A 2035-nucleotide genomic window follows, 5' to 3' on the forward strand; every position below is an offset into this window, starting at 1 on the left:
GATGTCGTCAGTAACCGCGAGTAAACGCGACACAGCCCAAACCGAAGGTCTTCGGACCAATGTGGTGTTCGGGTTGACAACCAAATCTCGACACTCTCTCAGAAGTCTCCTGGAACGGAGCGTGAAACAGGGTGACAACCCCGTATGAGAGAGCAGTACGGATGGCGTCAAATCCAGAGTAGCAGGGGTCGGATATCCTCTGTGAACATCTCAGGCATCCCCTGAGAAGGCTAAACACTCCTCGNCGTGAGCGAACGCTGAAAAGCACCCCGAGAAGGGCGGTGCAATAGGGCCTGAAATCAGCTGGCGATCGAGCGACAGGGCGTACAAGGCGATTCTTGAAACGACCGAAGAGCGATCCTCTAGTAGGAAAAGAATCGAGCCGGCGTCGTGTCGTGCGTTTTGAAAAACGACCCAGGGAGTGCACTTGATTGGCGAGTCTAACCCGTGAACCGGGGAAGGCGCAGGGNTTTTGAAAAACGACCCAGGGAGTGCACTTGATTGGCGAGTCTAACCCGTGAACCGGGGAAGGCGCAGGGAAACCGATACGGCCGCAGCATTGCGAGGGCCACCGTGTTCAAGCGCGGGGAGTCAACCAGGTGCGACCCGAAACCAGGCGATCTACGCGCGAGCAAGGTGAAGCGTGGCGAAAGCCACGTGGAGGCCTGTTAGAGTTGGTATTCTACNCCTCTCGTGACTCGTGTGTAGGGGTGAAAGGCCCATCGAGCCTGGCAACAGCTGGTTCCAACCGAAACATGTCGAAGCATGACCTCTTCCGAGGTAGCCCGCGGGGTAGAGCTACCGATTGGATGACCCGCCTCCGAGAGGAGTCGGCCATCCTGTCGAACTCCAAACCCGCAGGCGCTGTAGACGAAGGGAGTCCGGTGCGCGGGGTAAGCCTGTGTACCGTGAGGGGAACAACCCAGAGCCGGGTTAAGGTCCCAAAGTGTAGATTAAGTGCGATTCGAAGGTGGTCTCAAGCCCTAAACAGCCGGGAGGGGAGCTTAGAAGCAGCTACCCGCTAAGAAAAGCGTAACAGCTTACCGGCCGAGGTTTGAGGCGCCCAAAATGATCGGGGCTCAAATCTACCACCGAGACCTGGCCGTGCCCTTGACAGGGGCAACCGCGTAGGTTGGCGTACTGGTCGGANNAGCAGCGATAGTCGGGTGAGAACCTCGACGGCCTGAAGAGCAAGGGTTCCTCGGCACTGCCGTTCAGCCGAGGGTTAGCCGGTCCTAAGATGTACCACAACTTGACTACATCAACGGGAAGCTGGTTAATATTCCAGCGCCATCGTGCAGTAAACGCCGACGCCGTGTGGAACGCTGAGCCGGGCCTTCGCCCGGTCGAATCGTGGAAACTCGTGGAAGCCGTCACGGCACGAAGCGAGCGAAACGCGAAATAGCGAAAGTCAGCCGTACATAGGGCCCGTGAAAAGGCAAGCATGATGTCCGTACCNGCCGTCACGGCACGAAGCGAGCGAAACGCGAAATAGCGAAAGTCAGCCGTACATAGGGCCCGTGAAAAGGCAAGCATGATGTCCGTACCGAGATCCGACACAGGTGCTCTGCCAGCGCAAGGCAAGGCCTGTCGGGAGAACCGACGTTAGGGAATTCGGCAAGTTAGTCCCGTACCTTCGGAAGAAGGGATGCCTGCTCTCGACGGAGCAGGTCGCAGTGACTCGGGCGCTCCGACTGTCTAGTAACAACACAGGTGACCGCAAATCCGCAAGGACTCGTACGGTCACTGAATCCTGCCCAGTGCGGGTATCTGAACACCTCGTACAAGAGGACGAAGGACCCGTCAACGGCGGGGGTAACTATGACCCTCTTAAGGTAGCGTAGTACCTTGCCGCTTCAGTAGCGGCTTGCATGAATGGATAAACGAGAGCGCCACTGTCCCAACGTTGGACCCGGTGAACTGTACGTTCCAGTGCGGAGTCTGGAGACCCCCAAGGGGAAGCGAAGACCCTATAGAGCTTTACTGCAGGCTGTCGCTGAGACGTGGTCGCCGATGTGCAGCATAGGTAGGAGTC

The 2035-nt window shown here is 57.8% G+C and carries 1 rRNA gene; it reads left to right on the forward strand.

Annotated elements, in window-relative coordinates:
* Positions 1–2035 (forward strand): 23S ribosomal RNA (locus C466_RS15840); the annotation flags it as partial.

The sequence above is a fragment of the Halorubrum distributum JCM 10118 genome (genome assembly GCF_000337335.1).
GTDB lineage: Archaea > Halobacteriota > Halobacteria > Halobacteriales > Haloferacaceae > Halorubrum > Halorubrum distributum.